Raw genomic sequence first — 26,832 nt, 5'->3', positions numbered from 1 at the left:
CCACCCCGGCTGCAGGTTTTCGCAGCGCGACCTTTGCACCGCCAGGCGCCGGTCGATCAGGCGTTCTGGACAGCACAGGATCCCAGAATCGCCCCCTTCTGCCCAGGGCACCGGCAGATCGATAAACCGGAGGCGAGCACGACCGACCGTTGTGCTTGTCACCCCGCCGGACCGGTCGTAGCGTCAGCCGACCGCACGTTGCGCCGTCCCCAGGAGGAACCGTGACCGACGCCCTGACCGAGACCGCGGTGCTCGCCGCGGCGGACCGCCTGGTGGCCGCCTTCGCGGCGACCGACACGGCGGCGTACTTCGCCTCCTTCCGGCCCGACGCGACGTTCTGCTTCCACACCGAGCCCGCTCGCCTCGACGACCGCGCCGCCTACGAGGCGCTGTGGGCCTCGTGGCTCGCCGACGGCTGGCGGGTCCTCGACTGCGCCAGCAGCGAGCGCAGGGTCCAGCTCCTCGGGGAGAGCGCGATCTTCACCCACACCGTCCGTACGACGCTGCGCCCGGCCACCGGCGTACCCGAGGAGTCCTCGACCGAGCGCGAGACCATCGTGTTCGTCGCGGGTCCCGACGGTCTGCTCGCCGTCCACGAGCACCTCTCCACCGTTCCCGAGTGAGGACCCGATGAGCACCGAGACCGACGAGCCGACGCCCGCCACCACGCCCGCCGCCCCGCCGCCCGCGACCACGATCGAGGTCAACGGCATCGCGCCGATCCCCGACGACGAGCGCTCCGCCTCGCCGCTCGACCTGTTCCGGCTGATCTTCGGTGGCGCGAACACCTTCGCGACCGTCGTCCTCGGCACCTTCCCGATCGTCTTCGGGCTGTCCTTCTGGCAGGGCGTCGCGTCGATCCTGATCGGCCTGCTGGCGGGCGCCGCGCTGCTCGCGCCGATGGCGCTGTTCGGTGCCCGCAACGGCACCAACAACGCGGTCTCGTCGTCGGCGCACCTCGGCGTCCACGGCCGGGTGGTCGGCTCGTTCCTGTCGTTGCTGACCGCGCTCGCGTTCTTCTCGATCTCGGTCTGGTCGTCCGGCGACATGCTGATCGGCGCCGCGCACCGGGCGATCAAGGTCCCCGAGAACGACCTCAGCCTGGCCGCCGGCTACGGCCTGTTCGCCGTGCTGGTGCTGGCGGTCTGCATCTACGGCTTCCGCTTCATGCTGCTCGTCAACAAGGTCGCCGTCGTCGCGACGACGGTGCTGTTCGTGCTCGGCATCATCGCCTTCGCGGGCGACTTCGACGCGGGCTACCAGGGCACCGCCACCGGCGAGCTGTTCTGGCCGGCTTTCGTCGGCGCGATCCTGATCGTGATGTCGAACCCCGTCTCCTTCGGCGCCTTCCTGGGCGACTGGTCGCGCTACATCCCGCGCGCCACCCCGCCGCGCCAGCTGATGGGTGCCGCCTTCGGCGCGCAGCTCGCCACGCTGGTGCCCTTCCTGTTCGGGCTCACCACCGCGACCATCGTCGCGACCGCCGAGCCGGAGCTCTTCGCGGCGGGCAACTACGCCGGCGGCCTCCTCGCGATCTCCCCCGGCTGGTTCATGCTCCCCGTCTGCGCGATCGCCGTGATCGGCGGCCTGTCCACGGGCACGACTTCGCTCTACGGCACCGGCCTCGACTTCTCGAGCGTCTTCCCGCGGTTCAACCGGGTCCAGGCGACGACGTTCATCGGCGTCTTCGCGATCGCGTTCATCTTCGTCGGCCGCTTCGCCATCGACGTGGTCACCAGCATCAGCACCTTCGCCGTGCTCATCGTCGTGTGCACCGCGCCGTGGATGGTCGTGATGATGATCGGCTGGTACACCCGACGCGGCTGGTACGACTCCGACTCGCTGCAGGTCTTCAACCGCCGCCAGCGCGGCGGCCGCTACTGGTTCGCCCACGGCTGGAACTGGCGGGCGATGGGCGCCTGGCTGGTCTCGGCCGGCATCGGGCTGATGTTCGTCAACCTGCCCGGGCAGTTCGTCGGCTGGCTGGGCGACCACGCGAACGGCATCGACCTGAGCATCCCGGTCAGCCTGGGCCTGGCCGCGGTGCTCTATCTCGCGGCGCTGCGGGTCTTCCCCGAGCCGGCCGACGCGTTCGGCCCGGAGGGCCCGCGGCTGGTTCCGGCCGGGCCGGCCGCCAACCACCCGATCGTCGGGGACTGACCCGCCACCGGAGCGGTGCGGCTCAGCGCGCCGCGATCCCGTCGTACATCACGGCGCGGATCGCGGCGCTGAGCCGCTCCTGCTGCGCGGGAGCGGGGTCGCGCATGCCGGCCAGGACCGAGCCGAGGATCATCCCGTTGATCGCCTGGGCGGTCGGCTCGACGTCGAGGTCGGGGCGCAGGTAGCCGAGCCGGACGCCGTGCTCGAGGTACGCCGCGGTGAGCGGTGTGGTCGTCGCGAACAGGTCGAGCATCCGCTCGCGCATGGCGTCGTCGATGCCGGCCGCGGACAGCAGCAGCTGGGCCACCCGGGGGTCCTCGCTGAAGATCTGGGCGAGTGCGGTGCCGATCCGCGCGGTCTGCGCGCGGTACTCCTCCAGGGTGCTGACCGCCTCCGGCGCGTTCTCGGCGCCGAGTGCGGCGACGATGCGCCCGATCAGGTCGTCGATGACGTGCTCGACGATGTCGCGCTTGTTCTCGAAGTAGCGGTAGAAGGTGCCGTGCCCGATGCCGAGGCGCGCGGCGATGTCGGCGATCCCGGTGGCGTGGTAGCCCTGCTCGGCGAAGCAGGTGAACGCGGCCTCGATGATCTCGCGCCGGGTCTCGGCCTTGCGCCGCTCCAGCCGCGAGAGCCCCTCCGTGGTCGCCGTCATGGCACCCGAGCCTATTGCAATCAGCCGGATCTGACGATACGTTCCGAAACTGACATTCGATTCCGTTTCTGATCCGAGGTGGTCGCATGGGGCGCGCACTCGTCATCGGCTGCGGCGGCAGCCTGGGCTTCGCCTGGACCGCCGCCGTGCTCGCCGAGCTCGACCGGCAGGGCTGGGATCCCGGCACCGCCGACGTCCTGATCGGCACCTCGGCCGGGGCCGAGCTGGTCGCCCGCCTCGGCGCCGGGATGCCCGCGGCCGCCCTCCAGGACGACGCCGGCGACCCGCCGCGGGCACTCCCACCGCTGCCCCGGCCGGGCCTGCCGGGGCTCGGCCTGACCCGGGCCGCGCTGACCGGACGCGCGGACCTGCTCGCCGGCCTGGCCGGGCTGCTGCCGCGCGGCGGCGGCGACCCGCGGTGGCTCGTCGACCTGGGCGACCGGCTGGCCGACCCGGCCACCGGATGGGTCACGCATCCCCGGACCTGGCTGGTCGCGGCGGACGCCCGCACCGGCGTACGGGTGCCGCTCGGTCGCGCCGACGCCCCGGACGCCACGCTCGGGCAGGCGATCGCCGCGTCCTGGGCGATCCCCGGCTGGTTCCCGCCGGTGCGGATCGGCGGGCGCGCCTATCTCGACGGCGGCGCGGTCTCGCCGACGTCCGCCGACCTCCTGCTCCCCCAGGTGCGCGACGGGAGCATCGACGAGGTCGTCGTGGTCGCGCCGATGTCGAGCCACGGCGGCGCCCGGGCCCGGGGGGCCGAGCGCGTCGAGCGGCTGCTCCGGCACCCGATGACCCGCCGCGTCGACCGCGAGGTGGCGCAGCTGCGCGCCGCCGGCGCCCGCGTCGTCCGGATCGAGCCGACGCCCGCCGACCTCACCGCGATGGGCGCCAACTTCATGGACGGCTCGCGCCTCCCCCGCGTCCGCGAGACGGCCGTCCGCACCGCCCCCACCCTCGTCGCGCCGCTGGAGGTCGTCCGATGACCCCTCCCACCCCCATCGACCTGGCCGGCGCGCACGTCGCGATCACCGGCGGCGCGCGCGGCATCGGCCGGGCCACCGTCGAGGCCTTCCTCGCCCGCGGCGCGCGGGTCTCCTTCGGCGATCTCGACCTCGAGGTCGCCCAGGCCACGGCCGCCGCGACCGGCGCGAGCGCGCACCACCTCGACGTCGCCGACGCCGCGTCGTACGACGCCTTCGTCACCGCCGCCGAGGCCGAGCACGGCCCGGTCGACGTCCTCGTCAACAACGCCGGCGTGATGCCCAACGGCGCCTTCCTCGAGATGGACCCCGCGCTCGACCGGCTGATGCTGGAGGTCAACGTGCACGGCGTCCTCCACGGCCTGCGCCGGGTGCTGCCGGGCATGGTCGAGCGCCGCCGCGGCCACGTCGTCAACGTCGCGTCGCTGGCCGGCAAGTTCCCGATCCCGGGGCTCGCGGTCTACAACGCGAGCAAGTACGCCGTCGTCGGGCTCACCGCCGCCACCCGGCTCGAGATGGCGCCGCACGGCGTCACCCTCACCGCCGTGCTGCCCTCCGCGGTCGACACCGACCTCGCGTCCGGCCTCGACATGAAGCCGATCCCCAAGGTCTCCCCCCAGCGGATCGCCGACGCGATCGTCGGATCCGTCCGCGGCCGCGAGGCCGAGATCGCCGTGCCCCGCTATGTCGGCGCGCTCGCCGCCGGCACGACCCTCGTCCCGACCGGCGTCCTCGACCGGATCCGCAAGGTGGTCCGCGACGACCGCGCCCTCCACACCGACGCCACCGAACGAGCCGGCTACACCGAGCGACTGAGCAACGCCGCCGCCACCGAGAGGACCTCCCGATGAACCAGCTCCACGACGCCGTCATCGTCGGCGCCGGCTTCGGCGGCATGGGTGCCGCGATCGAGCTCCTCCGCCAGGGGTACGACGACCTGGTGATCCTCGAACGGGAGGACGACCTCGGCGGCACCTGGCACGTCAACCGCTATCCCGGCCTCGCCGTCGACATCCCCAGCTCGACGTACTCCTACTCGTTCGAGCCCAATCCCCACTGGTCGCGGCTGTTCGCGCCCGGTGCCGAGCTCAAGAAGTACGCCGAGCACGTCGCCGACAAGTACGACCTGCGCCGCCGGATGCGCTTCGGCACCGTCGTCACCCGGGCGGTCTGGGACGAGGACACCTCCACCTGGGCCGTCCACCTCGAGAGCGGCGAGGTCGTCCGCGGCCGCTTCCTGCTGACCGCGACCGGCTTCCTCTCCCAGCCCAGGCTGCCCGACATCGCGGGCATCGACGACTTCCGGGGGACCGTCGTCCACACCACGCGCTGGGACGACGACGTCGAGCTCACCGGCAAGCGGATCGGCATCATCGGCACCGGCGCGACCGCCGTCCAGCTCATCCCCGAGCTCGCCAAGGTCGCCGACCACCTCACCGTCTACCAGCGCACGCCGATCTACGTCTCCCCCAAGCTGGACGGCCCGGTGCCTGGCCTGGTCCGCGGTGCGTTCGCCAAGGTGCCGCTCACCCAGCGCGCGACGCGCCTGGTCGGTACGTCGATCCTCGAGGTCATGATGGTCGCCGGCGTGCTCCACTTCCGCGACCTGCCGTGGGCCAACGCGCTCGGCAAGCGGGTGTGTGAGGCCCACCTCAGGCGGCAGGTGCGCGACCCGGAGCTCCGGGCGAAGCTCACCCCGGACTACGACTTCGGCTGCAAGCGGCCGACCTTCTCCAACACCTACTACCCGACCTTCACCCAGCCCCACGTCGACCTCGAGACCACCTCCATCGACCACGTCGACGCGGGCGGCATCGTCACCGCCGACGGTCGTCGTACCGACCTCGACGTGCTCGTCCTGGCGACCGGCTTCAACCTGTGGGACACCAACTTCCCCGCGATCCAGGTGATCGGCCGTGAGGGCCGCGACCTCAGGAAGTGGTGGCGCGAGCACCGGTTCAGCGCCTACGAGGGCATCACCGTGCCGAAGTTCCCCAACTTCCTCTCGCTCAACAGCCCCTACTCCTACTCCGGCCTGTCCTACTTCACGACCATCGAGTCCCAGATGGCGCACATGGGGCGGCTGCTGACCGCGATGCGCGAGCGGGACGCGGCCGGCTTCGAGGTCACCGAGGAGGCCAACACGGCCTTCCTCGACCGGATGACCGGACTGCTCGGCAACTCCGTCTTCAACGCCGGCTCCTGCGCGACCGCGCGCAGCTACTACTTCAACCAGCACGGCGAGGCGGTCCTGCTGCGGCCCACCTCGACCGTGTCGGCGTACCGCGAGGCGACCCGGTTCCCGCTCGACGACTACACCTACCTCCCAAAGGAGGTAGCCGCGTTGCCGGTGTGATCGCCCTCACCTACCGTTGAGGCCATGGCGCTCGACCTCGCACGCACGCTCGCGGAGTTCCACGCCGCCGGACGCAGCGACATGACCTTCGGCGGGCCGGTCACCCCCGGCGGCACGGCCATCGACGTCACCGCGCTCCACGGCGCCAAGACCAACTCGCTGCGCGGCCTGCGGGTGCGCAGCGGCTACGGCCTCGGCGGCAAGGCGCTGCTCCTCGGCCGCCCCGCGTCGGTGACCAGCTACTTCGACGCGCGCGGGATCACCCACCAGTACGACGTACCGGTGCGCGCCGAGGAGCTCGAGACCGTCACCGCCCTCCCGATCATGGTCGACCGCGCGCCACGCGTCGTCGTCTATCTCGGCCACCGCACCCAGGTCCACCTCGGCGACGTCTGGTACGACGCCTTCCTGCCCCTCGTGCGCCGCGTCGAGCGCGAGCTCGCCGTCGAGGACGAGGTACGCCGCCGGCTCGCCGGCCTCGAGCCCGCCACCCGACCGGCGACATCCGAGGTGGCGCTCACCCGCGCCGACCTGCGCGACATCTCCGACGAGCTCGCCGCCCTCGCCACCCTGGTCCAGGACGAGACCCTGCGTGCTCGCCTCGAGGAGGTCCGCTGCCGGGTCGAGCAGGGCCGCACGCCTGCTCCGCCTGCTGCTCCCGGGGCCGGGCGCGCGATCGCGCCTCCGACCGGGCTCGCCGCGCGCGAGATCGACGTGCTCGCCCAGGTCGCGCTCGGCCAGAGCAACCGCGAGGTCGCCGCGTCTCTCGGACTCGTCGAGAGCACCGTGAAGTCGTACCTCAAGAACGCGATGCGCAAGCTGCACGCCGCCAACCGGGTGCACGCCGTACGACTGGCGCGCGAGGCGGGCGTCATCGACTGAGCGACCACGGCCCGCCTGAGCCGGGGGGACGCAACGCGCGTCGGCTAGCGTCGCCGCGTGCCTGCACCCCAGAACCGCGTCGCCATCGTCACCGGAGCCAGCCGTGGGCTGGGCAAGGGGATCGCCCTCGCCCTCGGCGACGCGGGCTACACCGTCTACGTCACCGGCCGCAGCGTCGCCCCGGGGTCACACGATCTCGGGGGCACGATCGGCGAGACCGCGGCAGCGGTGACCGAGCGGGGCGGGACCGGGATCGCGGTCGTGTGCGACCACCGCGACGACGCGGCGGGGGCCGCCCTGGTAGAGCAGGTGCGACGGGAGCGGGGCGGGCTCGACCTGCTGGTCAACAATGCGTTCGCCGTGCCCGACGACATCACCGCGAGCGGTCACTTCTGGGAGAAGTCGCTGGACGCGGTGGCGACCTTCGACGTCGGGCTGCGCTCGACGTACACGATGACCTGGCACGCCACTCCCCTGCTGCTGGACTCGGCGGCCCGCGCGCCGCTGGTCGTGAACATCTCCGGCTTCGGCGCGGTCTGCTACCTCCACGGGCCGGCGTACGGCGCGGTCAAGGCGGGGGTGGACAAGATGACCCATGACATGGCGGTCGATCTCGCCGACTGCGGGGTCAGCGTGATCTCGCTCTGGCCGGGGCTGCTGCGCACCGAGCGCACGATGCGCGTCGTCGACGCCGACCCGGACCTGTACGCCGACTCGCTGCCGATGATGGAGCATCCCGAGCTCACCGGCCGGGTCATCGCCGCCCTCGACTCGGGACCGGACGGCGCCAAGCAGGAGAGGTCGGGACGGGCCCTGATCGGCGCCGAGCTGGCCGTCGAGCTGGGCGTGACCGACGTCGACGGCCGCGTCCCGCTCTCCCGCCGCGAGCTGCTCGGCGGTCCGCCCACCTACAGCGACGCGGTGGTCCGCTAGGAGTGAGCCCGGCGATCAGCCTGGTCTCAGGATCGCGCGCTTTGATGGCCGCATCGGCCGTGTCGCGCGACGCGGCGCCAGGGGGACAGCATGTCGCTCACCGGACCGATCTTCCTCGACGGGATCATCGCCCTGACCGTCGCCGCCTTCGTGGCGGTCGTCTGGCTGTGGCCGCGGCTGACCCGCGGCACCCCCTGGCACGTCGCCGGCCGGGTCGGCTCGCTGGCGACGGTCAACCTGCTGGTGCTGCTGGTGGCGGCCACCCAGCTCAACGCGACGTACCTGTTCTTCGCGAACTGGGCCGACCTGCGCGGCGCGCTCACCGGCGACGTCACCCAGACCTCCCAGCACCGGGGCGGCGCGGAGCAGGCAGCCCCCAACATCCCGGTGCGCGGGCGGGCCGAGCCGGTGGCGACCGATCCGGTGCCGCTGGCCGTCGGCCCGTCCGGGCTCGCCGACTACGTCGTGCACGGCGCCGCCAGCGGGCTCACCGGGAAGGTGCTGGTCCAGCTGCCGCCGGGCTATGCCTCAGCGCCGACCGCGCGCTTCCCGGTGCTCGAGGCCTTCCACGGCTACCCGAGCGACCCGCCCAGCTGGGTCAGCGTCTTCCACCTGCCCCAGCAGGTCGACCAGGAGGTGGCCGCGCACCGGCTCCGGGCGCCGTTGGTCGTGATGCCCCAGATCGAGTTCCCCCGCGGCGTCGACACCGAGGGCGTCGACGGCGGCGCCGGCCGGCCGCTGGTGGAGACCTGGCTGACCCGCGACGTGCCGGCCTGGCTCGGGCAGCACTTCCGGGTGGTCGCGAACCGTGACGCGTGGGCGAGTGTCGGCTACTCGGCCGGGGGCTTCGACGCTGCCATGGCCACGGTCCTGCATCCGGCGCAGTACGGCGCGGGGATCGTGCTGGGCGGCTACTTCCGCCCCGAGTTCGGACCCTTCTACGAGCCCTTCGGCCCGACCAGCGCGGCGGCCCGGCACTACGACCTCGTCCGCGCGGTGGCCGAGCGCCACCCGCCGGTGTCGCTGTGGCTGGAGACCTCGCACGCCGATCCGGTGAGCTACCAGTCCAGCGCCCGCTTCCTCCGGGTCACCCGGACGCCCACGGCGGTCCATGCCGTGATCCTGCAGAACGCCGGCCACCGCGACTCGGTGTGGATCAACCTGCTCCCGCAGGCGCTGCGCTGGCTGGGGCGGAACGTGGCGGGCTTCCGTCCGTGACGGTGCCGGCCGCGAGCAGCGCCCGCGCGATCAGGTCGTGGCCCGCGGCATTCGGATGGTCACCGTCGTCGGCGAGCAGCTCGGTCGGGTCCGAGCCGGCGTCGCGGAAGGCCGCGGCCAGGTCGACGTAGCGCGCCCCGGCGGCGTCGGACACCGTGTGGATCACCGCGTTGGCGCGCCGGGTCAGCGCTCGTGCGGCGGAGAGTCCCTCCGGGCCGTAGTCCTCCCGCGCGACGTCGCCGTCCTCGAAGACGTTCCAGTAGCCGGTCACCAGCACGGTCGTCGGCCGCGCGCCGCGCAGGGCGCGGATCGTGCCCAGAGCGGCGGTGAGACGCTCGCGGAGCGCGGTGAGCTCGTCGCCGACGCAGTCGGCTTCGTCCGGCGAGCAGCGCCCGCCGACGATGTCGTCGTGCTGGTCGCCGAAGTCGTTGGCACCGATGGTGAGCAGCACGATGTCGGCCCGGCGTACGACGGCCCGCAGGTCCGGGTCGTCGAGCTCGTCGAGCAGGTCCGCGGAGTCGCTGCCGCCGACCGCGCGATTGTCGACGGTGACCCGGGTGTGTGTCGCGGTGCCGAGCAGCTCGCCGTACCGCACCGGGTAGGGCTCGCAGTCGCACGCGTTGCCGGCCGGGACCGAGTCGCCGAGGGCGAGCACGTAGGCCCCCGGCCGGGCCGTCGGCCCGGTGGCGCCGACCTGGACCGGCGCCGGCTCGCGGACCGCCACCACCAGCCCCCAGGCGACCAGCACCAGGACCAGTGTGGCCAGACAGCGCCCGACCACGGGCCGGATCACGGGTGGGCTCAGCCGCCCATCGCGTTGGGGTTGCGCCACTGGCGCTCGAACGGCAGCCGCCAGGCGTACGGCGCCACCAGCTGGTGGATCTGGTTGGGGCCCCAGCTGCCCTGTCGGTAGGGCCGGACGACGGGCGGGTTCTCGAGCAGCGGCTCGGAGACCTCCCACAGCCGCTCGATGCCCTCGGCGGAGGTGAACAGGGTCTGGTCACCGCGGGCGGCGTCATAGATCAGCCGCTCGTAGGCCTCCAGCACGGAGCCCGCCCAGGTGGTGTCGGTCATCGCGAACTGCATCGACAGCTTGTCGAGCCTCATCCCCGGGCCAGGTCGCTTGCCGTAGAAGGACAGCGACATCTTCGCCTTGTCGGCGAGGTCGAAGGTGAGGTGGTCGGGGCCGTGGTCGCCGACGCCCGAGTTCTTGGGGAACATCGAGCGGGGTGGCTCCTTGAACGCGATCGAGATGATCCGGGCCCCCTCGGCGAGCCGCTTGCCGGTGCGCAGGTAGAAGGGCACCCCCGCCCAGCGCCAGTTGTCGATGAAGCACTTGAGCGCGATGAAGGTCTCGGTCTCCGACTCGGGCGCGACACCCTCGATGTCGCGATAGCCCTGGTACTGCCCGCGCACCACGTTGGCCGGGTCGATCGGCATCATCGAGCGGAAGACCTTGTTCTTCTCCTCGTTGATGGCGTCGGGATGCAGCGAGGTCGGCGGCTCCATCGCGGTGAACGCGAGCACCTGGAACAGGTGGGTGACGACCATGTCCTTGTAGGCGCCGGTCGACTCGTAGAAGTTGGCGCGCTGCTCGAGCCCGAGCTCCTCGGGTACGTCGATCTGCACGTGGTCGATGTTGTTGCGGTGCCAGATCGGCTCGAAGAGGCCGTTGGCGAAGCGGAAGGCGAGGATGTTCTGCGCGGCCTCCTTCCCGAGGAAGTGGTCGATCCGGTAGATCTGCGACTCCGCGAAGGTCTTGTGGAGCTCGGCGTTGAGCGCCTTCGCCGAGGCGAGGTCGACGCCGAACGGCTTCTCCATGATGATCCGGCTGCCCTCGGCCAGGCCGGCGTCGTCGAGGGTCTTCACGACCGACAGCGCGGCCTTGGGCGGCACGCTCAGGTAGTGGAGCCGCACCCGGTCGCCGGTCCACTCCGACTCCGCCTTCTCCACCGCCGCCCGCAGCCCGGCCGGCCCCTCGGCGCCGGGCGCCCAGTGGAGCAGCCGGGAGAACTCCGGCCACGCCGCCATGTCACCGTCGTCACCGGAGAACTCCTGGACGGCCTCGTGCACGAACTGCACGAAGGAGTCGGTCGTGTGCTCGTCGAGGGAGGTGCCGACGATCTGCAGCTGAGGCAGCAGGCCGGTCTCGAACAGGTGGAGCAGGCCCGGGAGCAGCTTGCGGCGGGCCAGGTCGCCCGTCGCGCCGAAGAGCACGACCGTCACGGGCTTCTGGGTCTTCGGTGCCATGTCGTCCACTGTGCCTCCTCGTCGTTACTGCCACGATAACGAGAGGCGACGAGTGGCGGCTCCCGCGCCGCGCATCTGACGATCGGGTCGCGGATCCGGCGAATCCACGACCCGTTCGTCAGATACGCGGTTCAGACCAGCCGCGCGCGCAGGCCGGAGAGCAGCAGGTCGAGGCCCCGCGCGAAGTCGGGGTCGGTCACGTCCTCGTGAGCCAGGACGTAGCGCAGCAGGGCGCGCGCGCCGACCCGGGCCAGGTCGGCGTCGGCACCGGCCCGCTCGATGGCCTCGCGCAGCGGGCGCTCCAGCGCCTCGGAGTCGGCCCGGTTGACCTGCGCGATGAGGACCGCGCCGTCGCGGTGGCGGCGCATCGCGTCGCGCAGGCCGAGGCAGAGCAGCTGCACCTCGGCGTCCCAGGCCATGATCTCGGCCGGACGCCGGCCGCGGCGCAGGATCTCGTCGGCGATGGCGGCGAGCAGCGCGTCCTTGTTGGTGAAGTGGTGGTAGAGCGCGCCGGGCTGAACACCCAGGTCGCCGGCGAGGCGGCGCATCGACAGCGCGTCGAGGCCGTGGGCGTCGAGGACCTCGATCGCACGGGCGACCACGTCATCCCTCCGGTAGCGCACCCGCTCCTCCTCGTCTCGCCCTCCGGGCCGCGTTGACCCGGATCGGGCACCCAGCCTAACCTGAACACCGTTCAACTGCGCGCCCGCGCTCCCCCGAACCGAGAGTGACCCGATGACCCGCCGCACCCCCACCACCGACGTCGCCCTGATCGCCGGCTTCGCCGCGCTCATCGCGGTGTGCGCCATCCTGCCGGACATCAAGACCGGGATCGGCGTCCCGTACTCGCTGCAGACCTTCGGCGTGCTGCTCACGGGCGCCGCGCTCGGCCCGGTACGCGGGTTCCTGAGCGTGCTGCTCTACCTGGTCGCCGGGCTGGTGCTGCCGATCTACTCCGGCGGCGCGTCCGGCATCTCCCACTACAGCGGCGTCACGGCCGGCTACCTCGTCGCGTTCCCGATCGCGGCCGCGCTGTGCGGCTACCTCGTCTACCGCAACCGCCACGGCGCCACCCAGTTCACCTTCGTCTTCACCTGCGGCCTGCTCAGCAGCTTCCTCGTCGTCCACACCCTCGGCCCGCTGAACCTGGCCTGGCGCGCGGACCTCAGCCTCAAGGAGGCGTTCAGCTTCGACGCCGCGTACTTCCCCGGCGACATCGCCAAGAACGTCGTGATGGCGCTCGTCGCGACCGCCGTGCACCGCGCGTTCCCCGACCTCGCCGCCCGCAAGCGCCCCGCCCGGGTCGAGGAGACCTCCGCGGCGTGAGCCGGATCGAGCTCGACCGGGTCGTCGTCCGGGCCGCGACGCCCGGCGGCCCGGTCCCCGAGGTCACCGTGCTGCGCGAGACGACCCTCGACCTCACCGAGCCGCGGATCGCACTGATCGGCCCCAACGGCTCGGGCAAGTCCACCCTCGCGCGCCTGGTCAACGGCCTGGTCGAGCCGACGACCGGGCGGGTCACCGTCGACGGCCTGGACGTGGCGAGGAAGGGCCGCGAGGTACGCCGCCGGGTCGGCTTCGTGTTCACCGACCCCAGCGCGCAGCTGGTGATGCCGACCGTCGTCGAGGACGTCGCGCTGTCCCTGCGGCACCAGGTGCGCGGGCGCGAGGAGCGGGCCGACGCCGCGCGGGCGGTGCTCGAGACGTACGGACTCGCGGAGCTGGCCGACCGCAGCGTGCACACCCTCTCCGGTGGCCAGCGCCAGCTGCTCGCGCTGGCCGGCGTCCTCGCCACCGATCCCGCGATCCTGGTCGCCGACGAGCCGACCACGCTGCTCGACCTGCGCAATGCCCGGATGATCGGCGACCTGCTGCTCGGCCTGCCGCAGCAGCTGGTGCTCGCCACCCACGACCTCGACCTGGCCCTGCGCTGCGACCGGGCCCTGCTCGTCGACGACGGCGCCGTGGTCGCCGACGGCGCCCCCGCCGAGGTCGTCGACCACTACCGGGCGAGCGCGGGATGAGCGCCGGCCCGCTCGGCGACTACCAGCCGGGCACCTCGGTCTTCCACCGGCTGCCCGTCGGCGCGAAGCTGCTCGGACTGCTGGTGATCAGCGTGGTCGCCGTCGCCTTCCGCGGCGTCGCGACGACGGCGGGCCTGCTCGTGCTGGCGGTGCTGTGCTGCGCGATCGCGAGGGTCCGCCTGGGCCGGGCGCTGCGGGCGCTGCGCGGGGTGCTCGTCGCGATGACCCTGCTGGCGGCGTACCAGACCTGGCAGCGGGGTGCCGAGCACGCCTTCGTCGTCGTCGGCGCCCTGATCGCGCTGCTCCTGCTCGCCACGGTCTTCACCACGACCACCTCCGTCGAGCGGATGGTCGACGCGATCACCCGATGGCTCGGCCCGTGGCGCCGCTTCGGCGTCAACCCGGAGCTGGTCGCGCTCGCCTTCTCGCTCATGATCCGCGGCATCCCGCTCACCCTCGCCATCGCCGGCGAGACCCGTGACGCCGCCCGGGCACGGGGGCTCGAGCGGAACCCGCGGGCCTATCTCACGCCGCTCGTGATCCGGGTCGTCGCGCACGCCCGGGCGACCGGGGACGCGCTGCACGCGCGCGGGCTGGGCGACTGAACCATCTTGGCGCTCGCTGCGTCATTTGGCGCTCGCTGCGCTCGCGCATGTCGGGCGCGCTTTGGCGCGTTGCCTTCCTCCGCTCCGCTCGCTGGCGCTCGCTGCGCTTCGTCCAGGCAACGCGGCGCGCCCGACGAGAAGAGCCCGCGACCCGGCTGCGTCATTTGGCGCTCGCTGCGCTTCGTCCAGGCAACGCGGCGCGCCCGACGAGAAACCCCCGCGGCCCGCGCACGCAGCGGTGCGACCTGGCGCCCGCCGTGCCCCTGCGGCCAGCCGTGGCGGAGCGGCTCGATCCCGGCTATCCTGAGCGACCTGAACACTGTTCAGGTCGGACCCAGGACCCGCACGAGGAGCACCATGACCACGACGACCGCACCGAGCTTCGACGAGCTGGCGACCCGCATCCTCGCCGGCGGGTCCGCCACCGAGGCCGACGCCCTCGCCGTCCTCCAGGCGCCCGACAGCGAGCTGATGGCCCTGGTGGCGGCCGGCGGGCGGCTGCGACGCGCGCACTTCGGCACCACGGTCAAGGTCAACTACCTGGTCAACCTCAAGTCCGGCCTGTGCCCGGAGAACTGCAACTACTGCTCGCAGGCGCTGGGCTCGCAGGCGCCGATCCTCAAGTACTCCTGGCTCTCCAAGGAGGAGACCCTCGCGCAGGCCGGCGCCGGGCTGCGCGGCGGCGCGACCCGGGTCTGCATGGTCTCCTCGGGCCGAGGCCCCTCGGAGCGCGACATCGACCGGGTCGTGGAGATGACCGAGGCTCTCAAGGACGAGTACGACGGCGTCGAGGTCTGCGCGTGTCTCGGGCTGCTCAAGGACGGGCAGGCCGCACGGCTCAAGGCGGCCGGGGTGGACGCCTACAACCACAACATCAACACCGCCGCGTCCCACCACGACAACATCGTCCAGACCCACACCTACGACGACCGGGTCGACACCATCGGCAAGGCCAAGGAGGCCGGGCTCTCGCCGTGCTCGGGGCTGATCGCCGGGCTGGGCGAGACCGACGAGCAGCTGGTCGAGGCCCTGTTCGCACTGAAGGCACTGGACACCGACTCGATCCCGGTCAACTTCCTGATGCCGTTCGACGGGACGCCGTACCAGAACACCTGGGAGCTCTCCCCCCTCCGCTGCGTGAAGATCCTGGCCATGGCGCGGTTCGTGTGCCCCGACAAGGAGATCCGGATCGCGGGCGGGCGCGAGCTGCACCTTCGTACCCTGCAGGCCACCGCGCTGCAGGTCGCGAACTCGATCTTCCTCGGCGACTACCTCACCTCCGAGGGACAGGACGCGCGGGCCGACCTGGAGATGCTGCGCGACAACGGCTTCACCATCCTGGGCCTCGACGCCGCCGCCTTCGACGAGCTGATCGCGGCCCACGACCGCCCGGTGGAGTCCCACGCCTGCGGCGACGGGTGCGGCGGATGCTCCTCCGGGGGCACCTGCGGGCCGCAGATCCGGACCCGCGGCGCGGGCACCGAGGTCCCGGCGAACGCCTGAGATGAGCGTCGCCGAGGCCACCGGGCTGCTCGCGTTCGACCGCGAGCACCTGTGGCATCCCTACACCTCGATGACCGAGCCGACGCCGGTCCGGCTGGTCACCGGCGCCCGCGGCTGCGAGCTGGAGGTCGAAGGCCGCTGGGTGGTCGACGGGATGTCCTCGTGGTGGTCGGCGATCCACGGCTACCGGCACCCCGCGCTCGACGCCGCGCTGGCCGAGCAGGCCGGCCGGTTCAGCCATGTCATGTTCGGCGGGCTCACCCACGAGCCGGCCGTCGAGCTGGGCCGGCGCCTGGTCGCCATCACGCCGGAGCCGCTGGAGCGGGTCTTCCTCGCCGACTCGGGCTCGGTGAGCGTCGAGGTCGCGCTGAAGATGGTGCTCCAGTACCAGCGGGGCGTCGGCCGCCCCGATCGCACCCGGATGCTCACCGTCCGCGGCGGCTACCACGGCGACACCTTCCACCCGATGAGCGTCACCGACCCCGACGGCGGGATGCACAGCCTGTGGGCGGGCACGCTCCCGCGCCAGGTGTTCGCGCCCCAGCCACCGGCGTACGACGCGGGCCCGGCCGCCGTCGCGACCTGGGCCGACGACGTCCGGGAGATCGCCGCCCGCCATGCCCACGAGCTGGCCGGGATCGTCGTCGAGCCGCTGCTGCAGGGCGCGGGCGGGATGCACCCCTACCCCGAGGCGTGCCTCCACCTGCTCCGCGAGGTCGCCGACGACCACGGCCTGCTGCTGGTGTTCGACGAGATCGCCACCGGCTTCGGCCGCACGGGGCACCTGTTCGTCAGCGAGCTGGTCGTCCCCGACGTGCTCTGCGTCGGGAAGGCGCTCACCGGCGGGTACCTCACCCTCGCCGCCGTACTCACGACCGACGCCGTCGCCCGCGGGATCTCCGGCAGCGAGGCCGGCGTGGTCATGCACGGCCCCACCTTCATGGCCAACCCGCTGGCCTGCGCGGTCGCCGGTGCGTCGATCGACCTCCTGCTCGCCTCCGACTGGAGGGCCACGGTCACGGCGATCGGCGAGCGGCTCCGTGTCGGCCTGGGCCCGCTGCGCGACCTCCCGGGCGTCGCCGACGTGCGCACCCTCGGCACGGTGGGCGTCGTCCAGCTCGACCATCCGGTCGACGTGGTCGCGGCGACCGACGCCGCGCTCGCGGCGGGCGTGTGGCTGCGGCCGTTCCGCGACCTGGTGTACGCGATGCCGCCCTACGTCGCCGGGCCGGACGCCATCGACCGCATCGTGGGCGGCATCACGGAGGCGGTGAAGGCCGGATGACCACCTGGGAGCGCTGGCTCGGGGCGCAGGCCGAGCAACGCGAGGCCGCGGGCCTGACCCGCCGGCTGCGACCCCGGGTCGCCGACGACGCGACCGTCGACCTCGCGGGCAACGACTACCTCGGCCTGGCCCGCGACCCCGCCGTCCGACGCGCGGCCGCGGATGCCGCACTGGCGTGGGGATCCAGCGCCAGCGCCTCGCGCCTGGTCACCGGCACCCTCAGCCTCCACGAGGAGCTGGAGCGCGAGCTCGCCGACTATCTCCGGCAGCCCGCCGCGCTGGTCTTCTCGACCGGCTACCACGCCAACCTGGCCGTCGTGGCCGCGCTCGCGGACCGCACCACCCGGATCCTCTCCGACGCGCACGTCCACGCCTCCCTGGTCGACGGGGTCCGGCTCTCCCGGGCCCGGCTCAGCGTCGTACCGCACAGCGACGTCGAGGCCGTCCGCACCGGCCTGGTCGCCGCGGCGGCGGCGGGTGAGCGGGCGCTGGTGCTCGTCGAGTCGGTCTACTCGGTGCTCGGCGACGCGGCGCCGCTGGTCGAGCTGGCCGCGCTGTGCGCGGAGTACGACGCACTGCTGGTCGTCGACGAGGCCCACGCCGTCGGGGTGCACGGCCCGGGCCTGGTGGCCGGCCTGGGACTCGCCGGCCGGCCCCAGGTCGTCGTGACCGCGACGCTGTCGAAGTCGCTCGGCGCGCAGGGCGGCGCCGTCCTCGGCTCCCGGGCGCTGCGTGAGCACCTGGTCAACCGGGCCCGGCCGTTCATCTTCGACACCGGCCTGGCGCCGGCGCCGACCGCGGGCGCCCTGGCCGCGCTGCGCGCGATCCGGGCGCGGCCGGAGCTTGGGGCCACGGTGCGCTCCCGGGTCGCCGCGCTGGCCGACACCCTCGGCGTCGCGGCTCCCGCCGGGGCGGTGCTGTCGGTCCCGATGTCCTCACCCCGGGCCGCCGTCGCCGCGCAGGCGGCTGCCCTGGAGGCCGGGCTGCGGGTGGGCTGCTTCCGCCCGCCGTCGGTTCCCGACGGCATCTCGCGGTTGCGGATCACCGTCACGGCCGGGGTTCCCGAGGACGACTGGGACCGTGCTGTCGTGGTCCTCGCCGACCTCGTGAAGGAGCACCAGTGACCCGGGTCGTCGTGGTGACGGGCACCGACACCGGCGTCGGGAAGACCGTCGCCACGGCAGCACTGGCCGCGACCGCACCCGGACGGGTGCTCGTCGTCAAGCCGGTGCAGACCGGCATCGGCCCGGACAGCGTCGAACTCGCCGACGTGGACACGGTCGCGGCGCTCGCCGGCGTCGACGCGCTCGAGCTCGCGCGCCTGCGCGACCCTCTGGCCCCCGACACCGCGGCCCAGCGCGAGGGCGCGAGCCTGCCGACCGTCCGCGAGCACGTCAGCACGATCCGGGAGCAGCTGTCGTCCTACGACCTCGTGCTCGTCGAGGGCGCGGGCGGCCTGCTGGTCCGCCTCGACCTCGACGGCGGCACCCTGCTCGACCTCGCCGTCGCCCTCGACGCCGAGGTCGTCGTCGTGACCCGAGCCGGGCTCGGCACGCTCAACCACACCGAGCTCACCGTCGCCGCGCTGCGCGCCGCCGCGGTCGAGCCCACCGGGCTCATCATCGGGTCCTGGCCGACCGACCCCGGCCTCGCCGAGGACTGCAACCGCACCGACCTGCCGCACGGCACCGGCGTCCCGCTCCTCGCCGTCATCCCCGAGGGCGCCGGTGCGCTCGCACCCGAGGCGTTCCGGGCGGCGGCGCCCACCTGGTTCGGCTGACCGCTCACCACAGCGGCAGGCGGCGATCCCTCCACGGCGCGGCGGCCTCCACCTGGGCGGCCAACGAGATCAGCAGCTCCTCCTCGGCGGGCCGGGCGGCGAGCATCACGCCGACCGGAAGACCCTCGGGAGTCTGGTGCAGGGGCAGCGAGACGGCGGGCATGCCGGTGACATTCCATGCGGACGTCCACGGCGTGAAGCGCTTCTGCGCCTCGAAGTCGGCGGCCGGGTCCGCGTCGTCGCGGATCGCGCCGACGGGCAGCGGCGGAGTGGCCAGGGTGGGGGTGAGCACGATGTCGTACGGCGCCAGCGCCACCAGCGCGTCAGCGGCGTGCCGCCGCATCGCCCCGATCGCCAGCCCGAACTCGGGGCCCGACACCTGCTCGCCGCGCTCCCCGAGCCAGCGGGTGAGCGGGCGGATGCCGGTGCGCTGCTCGAGAGAGAGCGGCACCGTCGACAGCGCCGTGAGGACAGCCCAGCAGGTCTCGAAGACGCCGACCGCCTCGGGCGGGAGCGGCACCTGGACGTCCTCGATGACGTGACCGAGGGAGGCGAGCAGCCGCGAGGCGTCGTCGTAGGCCCGCTGGACCTCGGGGTGCACCTCGACGTCGGCGATGACCGGCCGGTCGAAGCGTGCGATCCGAAGCCGGCCGGGCTCGCGACCCGCGGCGGACAGGAAGCTGCCGCCCGGCTCCGGCGCCCACGACGGGTCGCCCGCCCGGCGGCCGGCGAGCACGTCGAGCAGTGCGGCGGCGTCGGCGACGGTCCGGGCGATCGGCCCGGCGACGGCCAGTCCGACCGGGTCGCCGTACATCGGGAAGCCGCTGATCCGGCCCCGGCTCGGCTTGAGCCCGACCAGGCCGCAGCAGGAGGCCGGGATCCGGATCGAGCCGCCGCCGTCGGAGCCCTGGGCGACCGGGACCAGGCCGGCGGCCACCGCGGCGGCGGCCCCGCCCGAGGAGCCACCCGCCATCCGGGTGGTGTCCCACGGCGTGACGGCCGGCGGGCGTCCCTCCGGCTCGGTGTAGCAGGGCGAGCCGAACTCGGGCGTGCTCGTCTTCCCGAGGCTCACCATCCCGGCGTCCTCGATCGCCAGCGCGACCCCGTCGGACACGTCGGGGACGTAGCCGTCGAACACCGCCGAGCCGAAGGCCGTGGGCACGCCCCGGGTCAGGTTGAGGTCCTTGATCGCGGTCGGTACGCCGGCCAGCGGCGAGGCGCCCTCCCCCACCGGCCCGACGGCCGCGACCTCCCGCGCCCGGCGCCGCGCGGCGTCCGGGTCGAGGAAGGCGAACGCGCCGTCGACGTACTCCCGAGGGAGACGCGCGGCGCGTTCGAGGTAGTGCTCGGTGAGCTCGACGGGGCTGATCTCGCCGGAGCGGATCAGCGCGCCCTGCTCGAGGGCGGTCAGGTCGTGGAGGTCGGCCACGACCCGACCCTAGCCACCCGGGTTCAGGCGGCGGTCACCTCGGGGGCGAACTCGACCAGGGTGCCCAGAGCGGCGAGCAGCTTGGCGCGCACCTCCGGGTCGGTGGTCGGGTCGACATCGACGGCGGGCTGGGAGACGGTGACGTCCTCGACCACGATCGCACCGGCGATCCCGGCGGAGCGGGCGGTGTCGCCGTGGGCCCACTTGCCGCCGTACGGCGTGGGGGTGGCGCCGATGACGCCGAACGGCTTGCCGACCACGGCGCCGGCGCCGTACGGGCGCGAGATCCAGTCGATGGCGTTGTTGAGGACGGCCGGCATGGTGCCGTTGTACTCGGGGGTCACCGCGAGCACGCGGTCGGCGGCGCCGACCCGCTCGCGCAGCGCGACCGCGGCGGCCGGGGCGTTGGCGCCGTCGATGTCCTCGTTGTAGAACGGGACCTGGTCCAGGCCCTCGACGATGTCCAGCGTGACGCCGGCGGGCGCCTCGTCGCGCAGGATCTCGGCGAGCTTGCGGTTGAGGGAGTCGGCCCGCAGGGAACCGACGAGCACGGCGACGCGAGTGTTCTGGGTGTCAGTCATGAGGGTCGAAACGGACCGTGGTCCGCTTTCATTCCCGGGTCCGGAGAAAGTTTTCGCGAGCGACCGTCGGTGCCGCGACCTAGGGTGGCCTCACCATGTCCAGGGATCTGCCGCTGCTCACCACCGCGCCCGTCGTACGCCGCGACGCCGCGCGCAACCGCGAGGCCCTGCTGCGGGCGGCGGCCGAGCTGATCGAGTCCTGCGGGGTCGACCACCTGACGACCGAGGCGGTCGCGACCCGGGCCGGGGTCGGCAAGGGCACGGTGTTCCGGCGCTTCGGCAGCCGTGAGGGGCTGATGGCCTCGCTGCTCAACCATCGCGAGGAGGAGTGGCAGGCGAGCGTGATCAGCGGGCCCCCGCCGCTCGGCCCCGGCGCGCCGCCGCTGGAGCGGCTGCTCGCGTTCGGCGCGTCCCGGCTGCGCCACCACCGCGAGCAGGCCGCGCTGATCGAGGCGGCCGGCACGACCTGGGGCGAGAACTACGCCGTGCTCGGGTTCGTCGCGCTCCACGTCCGGATGCTGCTGGCCGAGCTCGGCGTCCAGGGCGACCTCGGCTACCTCTCGACCGCCCTGGTCGCCCCGCTGGCCGTCCCGGTGCTGCGCCAGCAGATGGACGCCGGCGGGATGAGCGAGGCGCAGGTCGTCGCCGGGTGGAACGACCTGGTCGCCCGGGTGGTCGCTCCACCCGCGTGAGATCGCGCCTGACCTGCTGTCGGCACGCATCTGGTGCGTGGCACGGGCAGGTGACGTGCTCGACGAGCGCTCCTCCACAGGTACGCCGGCACGCCCTTGAGCCACCCGATCGTCGGTGCCAGCATGCGGCCGTGCCGCGTCATCTCGACTTCTCTCACCCGGAGCTGCAGATCATCCTGCGCCGCGAGCAGGACGGCGTGGTCACCCGCGCACAGCTGCTGGAGCTCGGCGCCACCGATCACGACATCGCCCGGATGACGCGGCGCCGTGAGCTGCGCGCCGTCGAGCCCGGGGTCTACGTCGACCACACCGGCGCGCTGACCCGGCGCCAACGGGAGTGGGTGGCACTGTTCGCGTACGCCCCGGCCGCGCTCTCGCATGAGTCCGCCATGCCGGGAGGCGAACCGCGAGTCGTCCACGTGTGCGTCGGCCCCGACCGCACCCTGCGCCCGATCGCCGGAGTCGTCGTCCACCGCAGCGCACATCTGGCATCCCGGGTCGACTGGCGCCGGCGCCCGCCCCGGACGACTCCGCACCACGCGACCCTCGATGTGATGGAGGACCGGATCCGGGCAGACGACGTCCCAGGGGCGTACGCCGCCCTGACCCAGGCCTGCTTCACCCGTGAGGTCGTCCCTCGCCTGCTGCGCACGGCCCTCGCCGAACGCGCCAGGGTCACCCGTCGTGCCCTGGTCGCCGGCATGATCGACGACGTCGAGCAGGGTGCCAACTCGGTGCTCGAGCGCGGCTACCTCCACCTCGTCGAGCGCGCCCACGGGCTGCCTGCGGGCCGGCGTCAACGCACCAGTCACGCCACGGGGAGGCGGACCGACCAGGATGTCCGGTACGAGGATCTCGGGGTGGTCATCGAGCTCGACGGCCGGGCGTATCACGACGGCTCCCGGGCGCGCGACGCCGATGCGCGGCGCGACCTGGCCGAGGCCGCGTCGAACGACGCGATCACCTTGCGGGTCACCTACGGCCTGGTGTTCGGCGAACCCTGCCGCACCACGCGGTGGGTCGCTCGGGTGCTCCAGCGGCGCGGCTGGTCCGGCGAGCCGCGGTGCTGCCCGCGCTGCGCCGACCCCTGCGCCTGACCTGCTGGCGGCACTCACCGGATGCGTGCCGGCAGCAGGTCTCGCTCAGTTGTGGTGCCGCAGCAGCCCGTAGGTGAGGCTGTCGGCGAGGGCCTCCCACGACGCCTCGATCACGTTCGCGCCGACCCCGACGGTGACCCACGACGACGCGCCGTCGGTGGTCTCGATGAGCACCCGGGTGATCGCGTCGGTGCCGTGCCCCTGGTCGAGGATGCGCACCTTGAAGTCGATCAGCTCGAACTTCGCGATCTCCGGGTACGCCTGCTCGATCGCCGAGCGCAGCGCCTGGTCCAGGGCGTTGACCGGTCCGTTGCCCTCCCCCGTCACCACGTAGCGCACCCCGGCCGCGGTCAGCTTCACGGTGGCCTCGGAGACCGCCTCGTCCCCGGGCCGGGCGTGGGTGAGCGTCTCGGTGATCACCCGCCAGCTCTCGACGTCGAAGTACGACGGCCGGTGGCCGTCGACCTCCTCGGCGAGGAGCAGCTCGAAGGAGGCGTCCGCGGCCTCGAAGGTGTAGCCGCGCAGCTCCAGCTCCTTGACCCGGTTGGTCACCCGGGTCACCAGCTCGGGGTTGTCGGAGAGGTCGAAGCCCAGCTCCTTGCCCTTGAGCTCGATGGTCGCCCGGCCGGCCATGTCGGAGACCAGCAGGCGCATGTCGTTGCCGACGCCGGCGGGGTCCATGTGCTGGTAGAGGTCGGGGTCGACCTTGATCGCGCTGGCGTGCAGGCCGGCCTTGTGGGCGAAGGCCGACGCGCCGACGTAGGGCTGGCGGGCGGCCGGCGGGACGTTGGTGACCTCGGCGACGGCGTGCGCGATCCGGGTGGCCTCGGTGAGCAGGCCCGGCGGGAGCACCTGCTGGTCGAGCTTGAGCTCCAGGTTGGCCACGACGTTGATCAGGTCGGCGTTGCCGGTGCGCTCGCCGTAGCCGTTGATGCAGCCCTGGACGTGGGTCGCGCCCGCCTCCACCGCCGCCAGGGTGTTGGCGACGGCGAGGCCGGTGTCGTTGTGGCAGTGGATGCCGACCCGCACCTGGGTGCTCTCGAGGACGTCGTGGACGACGTCGGAGACCCAGCCCGGCAGCATGCCGCCGTTGGTGTCGCACAGCGCGACCACCTCCGCGCCCGCGTCGTACGCCGTGCGGAGCACCTCGAGCGCATAGGCCCGGTCGAGGCGGTAGCCGTCGAAGAAGTGCTCGGCGTCGAGGAAGACCTGCTGGCCCTCGCCGCGCAGGTGGCTGACGGTGTCGCGGATCATCGCGAGGTTCTCCTCGAGCGTGGTCCGCAGCGCCTTCTCGACGTGGCCGACGTGGGACTTCGCGACCAGGGTGACCACGCCCGCGCCGCTGTCGCGCAGCGCCGCGACCTGCGGGTCGTCGGCGGCGAGCAGGCCGGCGCGGCGGGTGGAGCCGAAGGCGGCGAGCCGCGCGTGCTTGAGATCGAGCTCCTGGGCGGCGCGACGGAAGAACTCGGTGTCCTTGGGGTTCGCACCCGGCCAGCCGCCCTCGATGTAGCCGACGCCGAGCCCGTCCAGGTGTCGCGCGATGGCGAGCTTGTCGGCCACCGTGGGGTTGAGCCCCTCCTGCTGCATGCCGTCGCGCAGGGTGGTGTCGTAGACGTGGAAGGAGCCGTGGAGGTCGAGCTGCTGGGTCATCGGGGATCTCTCGCTGGGTGTCACCTGGGCAAAACAAAAGCCTCCCGACAACGAGAGGCTGGCGCGTCCGACGGGCGTCGGACGCGCTAACTAATGATCGTGGTGAAGGTGCTCACGAGGTCAGTGTGCCACGAACGGCCGAGCATCCCGCCCGGAGTCCACGGGCTCACAGCCCGAAGGGGCCGTCGGTCCACGGGAACCAGGACACGCCGTTGCCGACGACGAGCACGCCGAGCCCGGCGGCGAGCGCCAGCAGCAGGGCGCAGGTGAGCAGCCACGGGACCGGCCGGCGCGACAGCGGGTCGAGCACCCGCGACACCGGCGAGCGGAACCGGCTGCTGCCCGGCCCCGACCACAGCGCGATGCCGAGCACGGTGCCGCCGGCGAGCAGGGTGGTGGGGACGTCGAGCGCCAGCGCGTAGCCGAGCAGCCCGGCCGCCACGCCGAGGCCGGCGCTCCACGACACGAGCACGACGGTTCCGGTCACGGCCCGCACCAGGTGCCACGGGCTGGTGGTGACCCAGCGCAGGCCGTCGTACCACTTCACGCCACGGACCGTACGCCGGCTCGCCACCGCCGACGCGGCCAGCGAGCCCGCGCGCAGCAGCCAGACCGTCAGCACGACCACGACCGCGGCGACCCACGGCGCCGCGGCGAAGCCGGCGCCCAGCCCGGCCGCGCCGAGACCGACCGCGGTCCAGCGCCGCAGCCGCTCGCCCAGCGGCGGCTTCGGCTGCACGACGAACGCCTGCTCGAGATCCCAGGCCTGGTCGAACTGCTGCTCCATCCGCGCCATCGCGGCCGGCGGCGGGGCCGGCGGCAGGGCGGGCGAGGTGGGTCCGGCCGTGGTGGGCGGCGCGGGCGGAGGCGGCGGCACCGGCGCCTCGACGGCGGTCGGCAGCATCTGGGTGCCGGGCGCGGCGGGCTCGGGCACCGTCGGCGGCGTCACCGGGCCGGGCGCGACCGGGGCGCCGGCCTGAGCGGCGAGCGCCAGCGGCAGCGTGAAGTCGTCGGCCACCGGGCCGGCCCCGGTGAAGAGCGCTCCCGGCGGGGGTACCGCCGGCAGCTCGGGGCGGGTGCTCTGCGGGCGCAGCCACGCCAACAGCTCCTCGAGCAGGGGTCGCTCGAGCGGATCCGGGTCGAGCGCGGCGGCGAGCACCTCGGCCAGCGGGCTCTCGATCCCGGCGAGGTCGTGCTGCCCGCGCCGGGTGCGGTCCATGACGGCCATCGCCGGCCCGCGTCCGTACGGCGCCCGCCCGCTCGCGGCGTAGGCGACCGTCGCCGCCCAGGCGTGGACGTCGGCCGCGGGCGTCGCCTCGTCGCCGTACAGGATCTCGGGGGCGAGGTAGCCGGGCGTGCCGAGCAGCCAGCCGGTCTGGGTGAGCCGCACGTCGTCGGCGACCCGGGCCAGCCCGAAGTCGATGAGGATCGGGGTGCGGCCCTCCATCAGCACGTTGCCCGGCTTGACGTCGCGGTGCAGCACGCCGGCCGCATGGACCGCGGCCAGGCCCTCGGCGAGGCAGCCGGCCAGCCAGAGCAGGTCGCGCCCGGAGATCGGGCCCTCGGTGGCGACGTGCTCGTGGAGCGAGAAGCCCGGGACGTAGCGGGTGACGACGTACGGCACCTCGGCCCACGGGTCGGCGTCGAGCATCTCCGCGACCCACGGACTGCGCACCCGGGTCAGCGAGCCGACCTCGCGGGCCAGCCGGTTGCGCGCCTCCTGGTCGCCGACGACCTGCGGGCGCAGCACCTTGAGCGCGACCCGCTGCCCGTCGGGGCCCTGGGCGAGGTGGACGATGCCCATCCCACCCTCCCCCAGCTTGGTGAGCAGCGCGTAGTGGCCCACGTGGGTGGGCGCGCTGCTCTCGGGGCGGAGGGTCACACCCCGAGGCTACCCGCGGGGACGCCCGCGCCTCACCGGACGCGCGGCCGGGCGACGGTGAGCACGCCCACCAGGAGCGCGAGCAGGCCGAGGAAGAGGATGCCCACCCCGGCGAGCGGGATGTCGGCGCCGTCGGAGGGCAGGTTGAGCAGGTAGGCCTCCGCACCCGCGACCGCCAGTCCGCCGGCGGCGGTCACCACGGCGGCGGGCACCCGGGCGGCGCCGCCCCGGACCGCGAGACCGAGGCTCCCCGCCAGGAGCATGGCGACCACGGCCGTGGCGGCGACGGTCACCCGGTCACCGCTGCGGGGCAGCGCGACCACGACGGGGAAGGAGGCGAGGACGAGGACGGCGAGGACACGGACGAGGACGATCAGTCGCTGGGGGGTCATGTCCGGATCGTCGCCGCGCTCGCGCCGGTCCGGCAGAGTGCGGCTACTCAGATCGCGCGTCCAGCTCCGCGAGCAGCCGCTTCGGCGCGACCCGGCGGTACGACGCGTCGGCCAGCTCGGCGATCTCGGTCCAGTCCACCGCGGGGTCGGCGAGGTCGATCGCGCGGCCGCCGTAGGGACCGTAGTAGGCGGGCACGAAGAAGCGCGGGTCCTCGTCGATGGCGGGCAGGTCGACGGCGTCGGGGGTGAAGATGAACGCGCTCGGCACCCTCCGGTGCTCGCCGGGCCGAATCTTCTCGGAGCCGCCGAACGCGGCGAAGATCTTGCCGGCCCGGAAGGTCGGCCGGCCGTGGCTGACGCGCTCCTCGGCGCCGGGGAGGGCCAGGCAGATCGCCCGCAGCTCGGCCAGCCCCGGGTCGTCGTCGCGGAACATGATCGGGTGCGCCATGGCAGCCAGTATCGCCTGCTCACCCACACG

Annotated in this window: 27 protein-coding genes; 17 read left to right on the top strand and 10 right to left on the bottom strand. The window is 73.4% G+C overall.

From position 1 onward, the window contains the following. Positions 1-221 precede the first annotated feature (221 nt). Together JOD66_RS22505 and JOD66_RS22500 are read left to right on the top strand one after the other, a co-directional pair. Complete coding sequence (locus tag JOD66_RS22505) at positions 222-623, top strand: YybH family protein (protein ID WP_307823662.1); 402 nt, start codon at positions 222-224, stop codon at positions 621-623. Between the two features lie 7 nt (positions 624-630). After that, on the top strand, positions 631-2,160 hold the full coding sequence (locus JOD66_RS22500; RefSeq protein WP_204839047.1) for a purine-cytosine permease family protein: 1,530 nt from the start codon (positions 631-633) through the stop codon (positions 2,158-2,160). Between the two features lie 22 nt (positions 2,161-2,182). Here JOD66_RS22500 and JOD66_RS22495 read toward each other — a convergent pair whose 3' ends face one another. After that, a complete protein-coding gene (locus JOD66_RS22495) occupies positions 2,183-2,812 on the bottom strand; it encodes a TetR/AcrR family transcriptional regulator (RefSeq protein WP_204839046.1) in 630 nt (209 codons plus the stop codon). An 86-nt stretch (positions 2,813-2,898) separates the two neighbouring features. Here JOD66_RS22495 and JOD66_RS22490 point away from each other — a divergent pair, with 86 nt between their 5' ends. The 6 genes from JOD66_RS22490 (at position 2,899) to JOD66_RS22465 (ending at position 9,184) form a co-directional block, all read left to right on the top strand. Then, positions 2,899-3,798, top strand: coding sequence for a patatin-like phospholipase family protein (locus JOD66_RS22490; protein ID WP_204839045.1), 900 nt, complete (start codon positions 2,899-2,901; stop codon positions 3,796-3,798). Then, positions 3,795-4,646, top strand: a complete 852-nt coding sequence (locus tag JOD66_RS22485; RefSeq protein WP_204839044.1) for an SDR family oxidoreductase — start codon at positions 3,795-3,797, stop codon at positions 4,644-4,646. The genes JOD66_RS22490 and JOD66_RS22485 overlap by 4 nt, the downstream gene beginning before the upstream one ends. Then, a complete protein-coding gene (locus JOD66_RS22480; RefSeq protein WP_204839043.1) occupies positions 4,643-6,151 on the top strand; it encodes a flavin-containing monooxygenase in 1,509 nt (502 codons plus the stop codon). Before JOD66_RS22485 ends, JOD66_RS22480 begins: the two co-directional genes overlap by 4 nt. 24 nt (positions 6,152-6,175) lie before the next feature. Continuing rightward, positions 6,176-7,033: a helix-turn-helix transcriptional regulator gene (locus JOD66_RS22475; RefSeq protein ID WP_204839042.1), complete on the top strand. Its 858-nt coding sequence runs from the start codon at positions 6,176-6,178 to the stop codon at positions 7,031-7,033. A 57-nt stretch (positions 7,034-7,090) separates the two neighbouring features. Further along, positions 7,091-7,966: an SDR family NAD(P)-dependent oxidoreductase gene (locus JOD66_RS22470; protein ID WP_204839041.1), complete on the top strand. Its 876-nt coding sequence runs from the start codon at positions 7,091-7,093 to the stop codon at positions 7,964-7,966. 90 nt (positions 7,967-8,056) lie between these two features. Continuing rightward, positions 8,057-9,184 (top strand): alpha/beta hydrolase, encoded by a 1,128-nt coding sequence (locus JOD66_RS22465; protein WP_204839040.1) that lies wholly within the window; start codon positions 8,057-8,059, stop codon positions 9,182-9,184. On the opposite strand, the gene JOD66_RS22460 is transcribed toward JOD66_RS22465, so the two are convergent. From JOD66_RS22460 to JOD66_RS22450, 3 genes are all read right to left on the bottom strand, one after another. Next, positions 9,123-9,977: an SGNH/GDSL hydrolase family protein gene (locus JOD66_RS22460; protein WP_204839039.1), complete on the bottom strand. Its 855-nt coding sequence runs from the start codon at positions 9,975-9,977 to the stop codon at positions 9,123-9,125. The genes JOD66_RS22465 and JOD66_RS22460 overlap by 62 nt on opposite strands. Before the next feature lie 8 nt (positions 9,978-9,985). After that, positions 9,986-11,434 carry a glucose-6-phosphate dehydrogenase gene (zwf, locus tag JOD66_RS22455; RefSeq protein ID WP_204839038.1) on the bottom strand — a complete coding sequence of 483 codons (1,449 nt, stop codon included), beginning with the start codon at positions 11,432-11,434 and terminating at the stop codon, positions 9,986-9,988. A gap of 131 nt (positions 11,435-11,565) precedes the next feature. Further along, complete coding sequence (locus JOD66_RS22450; protein ID WP_204839037.1) at positions 11,566-12,057, bottom strand: TetR family transcriptional regulator; 492 nt, start codon at positions 12,055-12,057, stop codon at positions 11,566-11,568. Positions 12,058-12,169: 112 nt separating this feature from the next. On the opposite strand from JOD66_RS22450, the gene JOD66_RS22445 reads away from it, so the two are divergent. From JOD66_RS22445 to bioD, 7 genes are all read left to right on the top strand, one after another. Next, entirely contained in the window at positions 12,170-12,760 is a 591-nt protein-coding gene (locus tag JOD66_RS22445; RefSeq protein ID WP_204839036.1) for a biotin transporter BioY, read from the top strand. Continuing rightward, a complete protein-coding gene (locus JOD66_RS22440) occupies positions 12,757-13,458 on the top strand; it encodes an energy-coupling factor ABC transporter ATP-binding protein (RefSeq protein ID WP_307823660.1) in 702 nt (233 codons plus the stop codon). Before JOD66_RS22445 ends, JOD66_RS22440 begins: the two co-directional genes overlap by 4 nt. After that, positions 13,455-14,063, top strand: coding sequence for an energy-coupling factor transporter transmembrane component T family protein (locus JOD66_RS22435; RefSeq protein ID WP_204839035.1), 609 nt, complete (start codon positions 13,455-13,457; stop codon positions 14,061-14,063). Before JOD66_RS22440 ends, JOD66_RS22435 begins: the two co-directional genes overlap by 4 nt. Positions 14,064-14,420: 357 nt before the next feature. Beyond that, the gene (gene bioB / locus JOD66_RS22430; protein WP_204839034.1) at positions 14,421-15,566 is read left to right on the top strand and encodes a biotin synthase BioB; all 1,146 of its coding nucleotides are present in this window, start codon (positions 14,421-14,423) and stop codon (positions 15,564-15,566) included. A 1-nt stretch (position 15,567) separates the two neighbouring features. Next, a complete protein-coding gene (locus JOD66_RS22425) occupies positions 15,568-16,851 on the top strand; it encodes an adenosylmethionine--8-amino-7-oxononanoate transaminase (RefSeq protein ID WP_204839033.1) in 1,284 nt (427 codons plus the stop codon). Further along, on the top strand, positions 16,848-17,975 hold the full coding sequence (locus tag JOD66_RS22420; protein WP_204839032.1) for an 8-amino-7-oxononanoate synthase: 1,128 nt from the start codon (positions 16,848-16,850) through the stop codon (positions 17,973-17,975). Before JOD66_RS22425 ends, JOD66_RS22420 begins: the two co-directional genes overlap by 4 nt. Continuing rightward, on the top strand, positions 17,972-18,631 hold the full coding sequence (bioD, locus tag JOD66_RS22415) for a dethiobiotin synthase (protein ID WP_204839031.1): 660 nt from the start codon (positions 17,972-17,974) through the stop codon (positions 18,629-18,631). The genes JOD66_RS22420 and bioD overlap by 4 nt, the downstream gene beginning before the upstream one ends. Before the next feature lie 4 nt (positions 18,632-18,635). On the opposite strand, the gene JOD66_RS22410 is transcribed toward bioD, so the two are convergent. Beyond that, entirely contained in the window at positions 18,636-20,060 is a 1,425-nt protein-coding gene (locus JOD66_RS22410; RefSeq protein WP_204839030.1) for an amidase, read from the bottom strand. A 23-nt stretch (positions 20,061-20,083) separates the two neighbouring features. Beyond that, entirely contained in the window at positions 20,084-20,641 is a 558-nt protein-coding gene (locus JOD66_RS22405; protein ID WP_204839029.1) for an NAD(P)H-dependent oxidoreductase, read from the bottom strand. A 95-nt stretch (positions 20,642-20,736) separates the two neighbouring features. Here JOD66_RS22405 and JOD66_RS22400 point away from each other — a divergent pair, with 95 nt between their 5' ends. Continuing rightward, positions 20,737-21,333, top strand: a complete 597-nt coding sequence (locus tag JOD66_RS22400) for a TetR/AcrR family transcriptional regulator (protein ID WP_204839028.1) — start codon at positions 20,737-20,739, stop codon at positions 21,331-21,333. Positions 21,334-21,464: 131 nt separating this feature from the next. After that, positions 21,465-22,430 carry a type IV toxin-antitoxin system AbiEi family antitoxin domain-containing protein gene (locus JOD66_RS22395; RefSeq protein WP_204839027.1) on the top strand — a complete coding sequence of 322 codons (966 nt, stop codon included), beginning with the start codon at positions 21,465-21,467 and terminating at the stop codon, positions 22,428-22,430. A gap of 45 nt (positions 22,431-22,475) precedes the next feature. On the opposite strand, the gene cimA is transcribed toward JOD66_RS22395, so the two are convergent. The 4 genes from cimA to JOD66_RS22375 form a co-directional block, all read right to left on the bottom strand. Next, a complete protein-coding gene (gene cimA / locus JOD66_RS22390; protein ID WP_204839026.1) occupies positions 22,476-24,080 on the bottom strand; it encodes a citramalate synthase in 1,605 nt (534 codons plus the stop codon). 166 nt (positions 24,081-24,246) lie between these two features. Further along, on the bottom strand, positions 24,247-25,962 hold the full coding sequence (locus JOD66_RS22385; protein WP_204839025.1) for a protein kinase domain-containing protein: 1,716 nt from the start codon (positions 25,960-25,962) through the stop codon (positions 24,247-24,249). A 32-nt stretch (positions 25,963-25,994) separates the two neighbouring features. After that, positions 25,995-26,354, bottom strand: a complete 360-nt coding sequence (locus tag JOD66_RS22380; protein ID WP_204839024.1) for a hypothetical protein — start codon at positions 26,352-26,354, stop codon at positions 25,995-25,997. A gap of 43 nt (positions 26,355-26,397) precedes the next feature. Continuing rightward, a complete protein-coding gene (locus JOD66_RS22375; protein WP_204839023.1) occupies positions 26,398-26,802 on the bottom strand; it encodes an MmcQ/YjbR family DNA-binding protein in 405 nt (134 codons plus the stop codon). Positions 26,803-26,832: the final 30 nt, after the last annotated feature.

This window comes from Nocardioides nitrophenolicus (assembly GCF_016907515.1).
Taxonomy (GTDB): Bacteria; Actinomycetota; Actinomycetes; order Propionibacteriales; family Nocardioidaceae; genus Nocardioides; species Nocardioides nitrophenolicus.
The sequence above is the reverse complement of the archived record's forward strand: the minus strand, read 5'-3'. Positions and strand labels throughout refer to the sequence as shown.

Excerpts from the sequence above, each read along its gene's own strand:
- JOD66_RS22500 (WP_204839047.1), top strand. The coding sequence starts at position 631 with ATGAGCACCGAGACCGACGAGCCGACGCCCGCCACCACGCCCGCCGCC.
- JOD66_RS22495 (WP_204839046.1), bottom strand. The coding sequence starts at position 2,812 with ATGACGGCGACCACGGAGGGGCTCTCGCGGCTGGAGCGGCGCAAGGCC.
- JOD66_RS22490 (WP_204839045.1), top strand. The coding sequence starts at position 2,899 with ATGGGGCGCGCACTCGTCATCGGCTGCGGCGGCAGCCTGGGCTTCGCC.
- JOD66_RS22485 (WP_204839044.1), top strand. The coding sequence starts at position 3,795 with ATGACCCCTCCCACCCCCATCGACCTGGCCGGCGCGCACGTCGCGATC.
- JOD66_RS22480 (WP_204839043.1), top strand. The coding sequence starts at position 4,643 with ATGAACCAGCTCCACGACGCCGTCATCGTCGGCGCCGGCTTCGGCGGC.
- JOD66_RS22475 (WP_204839042.1), top strand. The coding sequence starts at position 6,176 with ATGGCGCTCGACCTCGCACGCACGCTCGCGGAGTTCCACGCCGCCGGA.
- JOD66_RS22465 (WP_204839040.1), top strand. The coding sequence starts at position 8,057 with ATGTCGCTCACCGGACCGATCTTCCTCGACGGGATCATCGCCCTGACC.
- zwf (WP_204839038.1), bottom strand. The coding sequence starts at position 11,434 with ATGGCACCGAAGACCCAGAAGCCCGTGACGGTCGTGCTCTTCGGCGCG.
- JOD66_RS22445 (WP_204839036.1), top strand. The coding sequence starts at position 12,170 with ATGACCCGCCGCACCCCCACCACCGACGTCGCCCTGATCGCCGGCTTC.
- JOD66_RS22435 (WP_204839035.1), top strand. The coding sequence starts at position 13,455 with ATGAGCGCCGGCCCGCTCGGCGACTACCAGCCGGGCACCTCGGTCTTC.
- bioB (WP_204839034.1), top strand. The coding sequence starts at position 14,421 with ATGACCACGACGACCGCACCGAGCTTCGACGAGCTGGCGACCCGCATC.
- JOD66_RS22425 (WP_204839033.1), top strand. The coding sequence starts at position 15,568 with ATGAGCGTCGCCGAGGCCACCGGGCTGCTCGCGTTCGACCGCGAGCAC.
- JOD66_RS22420 (WP_204839032.1), top strand. The coding sequence starts at position 16,848 with ATGACCACCTGGGAGCGCTGGCTCGGGGCGCAGGCCGAGCAACGCGAG.
- JOD66_RS22405 (WP_204839029.1), bottom strand. The coding sequence starts at position 20,641 with ATGACTGACACCCAGAACACTCGCGTCGCCGTGCTCGTCGGTTCCCTG.
- JOD66_RS22400 (WP_204839028.1), top strand. The coding sequence starts at position 20,737 with ATGTCCAGGGATCTGCCGCTGCTCACCACCGCGCCCGTCGTACGCCGC.
- cimA (WP_204839026.1), bottom strand. The coding sequence starts at position 24,080 with ATGACCCAGCAGCTCGACCTCCACGGCTCCTTCCACGTCTACGACACC.
- JOD66_RS22380 (WP_204839024.1), bottom strand. The coding sequence starts at position 26,354 with ATGACCCCCCAGCGACTGATCGTCCTCGTCCGTGTCCTCGCCGTCCTC.
- JOD66_RS22375 (WP_204839023.1), bottom strand. The coding sequence starts at position 26,802 with ATGGCGCACCCGATCATGTTCCGCGACGACGACCCGGGGCTGGCCGAG.